The organism is Herbaspirillum sp. UBA812, from assembly GCF_002296545.1.
Taxonomy (GTDB): domain Bacteria; phylum Pseudomonadota; class Gammaproteobacteria; order Burkholderiales; family Burkholderiaceae_D; genus Herbaspirillum; species Herbaspirillum huttiense.
Genome location: NZ_DBIC01000114.1, coordinates 5,296 through 11,118, shown reverse-complemented (window position 1 = coordinate 11,118; position 5,823 = coordinate 5,296). Strand labels below are relative to the sequence as shown.

At 61.6% G+C, this 5,823-nt stretch carries 6 protein-coding genes; 5 read left to right on the top strand and 1 reads right to left on the bottom strand.

Translation table 11 applies throughout. From position 1 onward, the window contains the following. The 3 genes from B3873_RS07465 to B3873_RS07455 form a co-directional block, all read left to right on the top strand. Positions 1 to 870, top strand: an 870-nt coding sequence (locus B3873_RS07465) for a circularly permuted type 2 ATP-grasp protein (RefSeq protein ID WP_286865004.1), incomplete at its 5' end; no start/stop codon positions are given. 1 nt (position 871) lies between these two features. Continuing rightward, positions 872 to 1,882, top strand: a complete 1,011-nt coding sequence (locus B3873_RS07460) for an alpha-E domain-containing protein (RefSeq protein ID WP_134221364.1) — start codon at positions 872 to 874, stop codon at positions 1,880 to 1,882. A gap of 171 nt (positions 1,883 to 2,053) precedes the next feature. Further along, positions 2,054 to 2,932, top strand: coding sequence for a peptidase (locus B3873_RS07455; protein ID WP_286865003.1), 879 nt, complete (start codon positions 2,054 to 2,056; stop codon positions 2,930 to 2,932). Positions 2,933 to 3,093: 161 nt separating this feature from the next. Here the strand turns inward: B3873_RS07455 and purM are convergent, their stop codons facing one another. Further along, positions 3,094 to 4,137 (bottom strand): phosphoribosylformylglycinamidine cyclo-ligase, encoded by a 1,044-nt coding sequence (gene purM, locus B3873_RS07450; RefSeq protein WP_276837821.1) that lies wholly within the window; start codon positions 4,135 to 4,137, stop codon positions 3,094 to 3,096. A 104-nt stretch (positions 4,138 to 4,241) separates the two neighbouring features. Here purM and B3873_RS07445 point away from each other — a divergent pair, with 104 nt between their 5' ends. Beyond that, complete coding sequence (locus tag B3873_RS07445) at positions 4,242 to 5,324, top strand: AI-2E family transporter (RefSeq protein WP_034338366.1); 1,083 nt, start codon at positions 4,242 to 4,244, stop codon at positions 5,322 to 5,324. A gap of 123 nt (positions 5,325 to 5,447) precedes the next feature. Continuing rightward, positions 5,448 to 5,823 (top strand): DnaA ATPase domain-containing protein (locus B3873_RS07440; protein ID WP_286865001.1); only part of this gene is annotated, 376 nt, incomplete at its 3' end.

Here is a 5,823-nt window from a genome sequence, read left to right as displayed (position 1 = left end):
GACCTGTTCAAGCGCCACAAGATTGCGCCGGTCGATCACTATCCCGACCTGCTGCTGGACAACCTGCGTTCGGTGGCCCCGGCCGGCGTGACCGATCCGACGGTGGTGGTGATGACCCCGGGCATGTACAACTCGGCCTACTTCGAGCACGCCTTCCTGGCCCAGCAGATGGGCGTCGAACTGGTGGAGGGACAGGACCTCTTCGTCAAGGACAACGTGGTCTACATGCGCACCACGCGCGGCCCCAAGCGGGTCGACGTGATCTATCGCCGCATCGATGACGACTTCCTCGATCCGCTGGCCTTCCGTCCCGATTCGGCGCTGGGCGTGCCGGGCCTGCTGCAGGCCTATCGCGCCGGCAAGGTGACGCTGACCAATGCGATCGGCACCGGTGTGGCCGACGACAAGTCGATCTATCCGTATGTACCGGACATGGTGCGTTTCTATCTGTCCGAAGATCCCATCCTCAACAACGTGCCCACTTACCAGTGCCGCAAGAAGGAAGATCTTTCCTACACCCTGGCCAACCTCGAAAAGCTGGTGGTCAAGGAAGTGCACGGTGCCGGCGGTTACGGCATGCTGGTCGGCCCGGCTTCCACCAAACAGGAGATCGAGGACTTCCGCGCACGCATCATCGCCAAGCCGGATGGCTACATCGCCCAGCCCACGCTGGCCCTCTCCGTGTGCCCGACCTATGTGGAATCGGGCATCGCCCCGCGCCACCTGGACCTGCGTCCGTTCGTGTTGTCCGGCAAGCAGATCACCATGGTCAAGGGCGGCTTGACGCGCGTGGCCCTGAAGGAAGGCTCGCTGGTGGTGAACTCGTCGCAAGGCGGCGGCACCAAGGACACCTGGATTCTGGAGAAATAAGATGCTGAGCCGTACCGCCGATCACCTCTTCTGGATGGCCCGCTACACCGAGCGCGCCGAGAACACCGCCCGCATGCTCGACGTGCACGTGCAGACCGCCCTGCTGCCGCAATCGGTCGACGACGCCGAACAAGGCTGGCGCGCCGTACTGGGCATCTCGGAACTGCTCTATGGCTACAACCAGAAATACGACAAGCTCACGCAGAAGGATGTCATCGACTTCATGGTGCGGGATCCCAACAACCCGTCCTCGATTGCCTCCTGCCTGCGCCAGGCGCGCGAGAATGCGCGTGCCGTGCGCGGCGCGCTGACTACCGAAGCGTGGGAGATCCAGAACGCCACCTGGATCAAGATGCAGTCCTATCTGCAGACCAATGCGCTGGAGCAGAACCCGAGCGATTTCTTCGAATGGGTCAAGCATCGCTCGCACCTCTCGCGCGGCGTGACCATCGGCACCATGCTGGAGGATGAGGCTTTCCACTTCATCCGCCTGGGGACGTTCCTGGAACGTGCGGACAACACGGCGCGCATCATCGACGTCAAGTTCCACGGGGCCAAGGAAGCGCAATCGCAGAAGCAGAATGGCCAGTCGCAATCGCAATCCCAATCACAATCGCAAAGCCAGTCGGCGCGCGACGAAGCGGGACAGCTGGACTTCTACTACTGGGCCGCGATCCTGCGTTCGGTGTCGGGCTTCGAGATCTACCGCAAGGTCTACCGCGACGTCATCACGCCCGAGCGCGTGGCCGAGCTGCTGATCCTGCGGGCCGACATGCCGCGTTCGCTGCTGGCCTGCATGGGCAACGTGATCTCCAATTTGCATCATGTGCGCAATGATGTCTCGGCCGATACCGAGCGCTTTGCGGGCAAGCTGCATGCCGACCTGAAGTTCGCCCGCATCGAGGAAATCCTGGAAGCCGGGCTGCACGATACGCTCACCGAATTTTTGGAGCGCATCTTCGAACTGGGCAATCGCATCAGCCGCGATTTTCTTGTTCCTTTGGCAGCGTAAGCCGCCCCGGCTGTGCTTCGCGCGCAAGAAAGAAGCACAGCCGCTGTCATCTTTTCGGGAAACAGGCCGTTACTGTAGGTACGTCACGACAGATGCCCCCGGCGCGCACGCTCTGGCACCGGGCCTTACGGTAAAATCCGGCTTTCCGTTTCCACGTATCACGTTTCCATCATGACCTACTGCGTAGCCATGCGCCTCAACAGCGGCCTGGTGTTCCTGTCCGATTCGCGTACCAACGCCGGAGTGGACCATATCGGCACCTTCCGCAAGATGAGTGTTTACGAGAATCCGGGCGACCGCGTGATGGTCGTGATGACCGCCGGCAACCTGTCGATTTCGCAATCCATCCGCCAGATGCTGACCGACCGCACCAATGCGGAAGGCCGCAGCATCTGGACCGCCACCTCCATGTACGAAGCCGCGCAGATCCTGGGCGATGCCATTCGCGCCGTGCATGACCGCGAGGCCGCCGAGCTGAGCAAGTTCGGTATCGATTTCAACGTCAGCATCATCTTCGGCGGCCAGATCCGTGGCGAGCGCTGCAGATTGTTCCAGATGTACTCCGCCGGCAACTTCATCGAGTCGCACGACGAGAACACGTATTTCCAGATCGGCGAATCCAAGTACGGCAAGCCCATCATTGACCGTGTCGTCACGCCCCAGACCTCGCTGGACGAGGCCGCCAAGTGTGCGCTGATCTCCATGGATTCCACGCTCAAGTCCAACATCTCGGTGGGCCTGCCGCTGGACCTGCTGGTCTATGAAAGCGAAGACCTGGCCGTGACCCGCTTCGTGACCATCGATGAGCAGAACCAGTATTTCCAGATGATCCGCCGCAGCTGGGGTTCGCAACTCAAGCGCGTCTTCGAGGCCATCGACGATCCGGTCTGGGATGCCCCGCCGGAAGATACCCTGAACGTGCTCTCCACCGCCGCCGACATCAGCGAGCCGGTGCGCGTGCCGCCGCCCAATGGCGTGGCGCGTGGCCTGCAGGCCGTCCCGCGCCAGATCCTGGCGGAGCAGGATGGCGATGTCGGGCAGGCGAGCTGAACTTCACTGTTAGTTTTTTCTTGTTGGAAACTTAGTTTTTGTTTTAACAAAACTAAGTTTTCATCTGGCGGGAAATTCTCCACCGAAAATAAAAAAGGCTGCATTCCTGAGAATGCAGCCTTTTTACTTTATAAATCGTTAAAACGATTTACAGGGACCGATCAGCGCACGATGGTCTGTGCTTCGCCTTCAGCGCGGGCGCGGATGGTGCCGATACGGTAGACGGTTTCACCGGCGGCCTTCAGATGGGCTTCAGCGGCGTCGGCGTTTTCCTTGGAGACGATCACGGTCATGCCGATGCCGCAGTTGAAGACGCGGTGCATTTCCGCATCAGCCACGCCGCCATGCTGCTGCAGCCAGGTGAACAGCGGGGGCATGGTCCAGGACTTGGCGTCCAGCTCAGCCGTGAGATGATCCTGCAGCACGCGCGGGATGTTTTCGACCAGGCCGCCACCGGTGATGTGGACCATGCCCTTGACTTCCAGCTTCTCCATCAGCGCCAGCAGCGGCTTGACGTAGATGCGGGTCGGGGCCATCAGCACATCGGCCAGCTTGCGGCCGTGGAAGTCGGCTTCCAGGTCGGGCTTGGCCACGTCCAGGATCTTGCGCACCAGCGAGTAGCCGTTGGAGTGCGCGCCTGAGGAGGCCAGGCCCAGCACCACGTCGCCCGGGGCGATCTTGGTGCCGTCGATGATCTTGGACTTTTCCACCGCGCCGACTGCGAAGCCGGCCAGGTCGTATTCACCGTCCGGGTACATGCTGGGCATTTCCGCGGTTTCACCGCCGATCAGGGCGCAGCCGGCCTGTTCGCAACCGGCGGCGATGCCCTTGATGACATCGGTGGCCGAGGGCACGTCCAGCTTGCCGCAAGCAAAGTAATCCAGGAAGAACAGCGGCTCGGCACCCTGCACCAGGATGTCATTGACGCTCATTGCCACCAGGTCGATACCGACCGTATCGTGACGATTCAGGTGGAAGGCCAGCTTGAGCTTGGTGCCCACGCCGTCGGTGCCGGAGACCAGCACCGGTTCCTTGTACTTCTTGCTGATTTCGAACAGGGCACCGAAACCGCCAATGCCGCCCAGCACGCCTTCGCGGGTGGTGCGCTTGGCGAACGGCTTGATCGCTTCGACCAGGGCGTCACCGGCATCGATATCGACGCCAGCGTCACGGTAGGAGAGGGAGACATTGGAAGGTGAAGTCATGATGAAATATTGCCAGTGAAGACGGTAAAATAGGGGATTCAGGGCGGAAGTGCCCCTGCCAAGCCGTGATTTTAACAAAACCGCCACCCGCGAACTCCGAATCCATGCCTTTTTCTTTGTCCGAAGAGCAAAAACAGAACCTGGCGTGGCTGATTGTCGGCATTTTGCTGTTGGCGCTGCTGGTGGCGCTGGGCCCGATGCTCTCGCCATTCGTCGCCGCCGGCATCATCGGTTATGCGCTCAACCCGGGCGTGGACTGGATCGCCAGCCGCCGCATCGGCCCGCTGCGCATCCCGCGTTTCGTGGGCGTGACCATCATGGTCTTGCTGCTGATCCTGGCCGGACTGGCGCTGGTGCTGATCGTGGTGCCTTTGGTACTGCGCCAGATCCCGCTGCTGCAGGCCCAGGTGCCGCCGCTGCTGGACAAGTTGAACGCCTTCCTTTCGCCGCGCCTGCACCAGCTGGGCATCGATGTGCGGCTGGACCTGGCGGGCATCAAGGCCTTGCTCACGCAACAGATCAGCACCAGTGGCGACGAGCTGTGGAGTTCGGTGCTGGCCTCGGCCAAGGTCGGGGGCACGGCGCTGCTGGCCTGGCTGGCCAATCTGCTGTTCGTGCCGATGGTGCTGTTCTACCTGCTGCAGGACTGGCATCCCTTCCTCAAGCGCCTGCAGATCATGATCCCGCGCCGCTGGGCTGGCCGCGTCAATACCATGGCGGCCGAGGTCGATAGCCTGCTGGGACAGTACTTGCGTGGACAATTGCTGGTGATGCTGGTGCTGGCGGTCTATTATTCGGTTGCGCTCACTGCAGCCGGATTTGACAGCGCCCTGCCGGTGGGCGTCCTGACGGGCCTGCTGGTGTTCATTCCCTATGTGGGCTTCGGCCTGGGGTTGGTGCTGGCGATCCTGGCGGCCATCCTGCAATTCGATGGTGCCATTGGCTTGCTGTGGGTGGCCCTGATTTATGGCGTGGGACAGGTGCTGGAAAGCTTCATCCTCACGCCCAAGCTGGTGGGCGAGCGTATCGGCCTGCACCCGCTGGTGGTAATTTTCGCGCTGCTGGCCTTTGGCCAGCTGTTCGGTTTTGTCGGCGTGCTGCTGGCGCTGCCGGCCTCGGCCATCGTCTCGGTGATCGCCATGCATGTGCGGCGCGAGTATCTGGCCAGCAATTTTTACAACCGTTGAAGAGTTTATGATTGATCACAGCCTCCCTGCCCTTGCAGGACGCTGCGCAGGCTCGGGCGCTTGGCGCCGTCCTGCATTAACTGGCCGCAAGCAGCTTGCGGCCTTCGTAGCTGATAGCCACCGATGAAACAGATTCCGCTCGATTTGAGCGCGGACCAGCCGCAAAGCTTCGACAGCTTCGTGACCGGCCGCAACGCAGAACTGCTGGAGCGCTTGAAGCTGCTGGCCACGGCCGGCGTGGACAAATCCATCCAGACCGGCAGTGCCAGCACCGACCGCTTCATCTACCTCTGGGCCGAAGCCGGTGCCGGCAAGACCCACCTGCTGCACGCCCTGGCCACCAAGGCCGGCCAGGAAGGCAACCGCGCCCGCCTCATCAGTGCCGACTCCCCCGAGTCGGCCTTCGACTATAGCCCGCAGACCAGCCATTACCTGCTCGATGACGTCGATCAACTGTTCGAGGAACAGCAGATCGCCGCCTTCAACCTGTTCAACCAGA

Coding starts and splice junctions, on each gene's coding strand:
- B3873_RS07460 (WP_134221364.1), top strand. CDS start 872: ATGCTGAGCCGTACCGCCGATCACCTCTTCTGGATGGCCCGCTACACC.
- B3873_RS07455 (WP_286865003.1), top strand. CDS start 2,054: ATGACCTACTGCGTAGCCATGCGCCTCAACAGCGGCCTGGTGTTCCTG.
- purM (WP_276837821.1), bottom strand. CDS start 4,137: ATGACTTCACCTTCCAATGTCTCCCTCTCCTACCGTGACGCTGGCGTC.
- B3873_RS07445 (WP_034338366.1), top strand. CDS start 4,242: ATGCCTTTTTCTTTGTCCGAAGAGCAAAAACAGAACCTGGCGTGGCTG.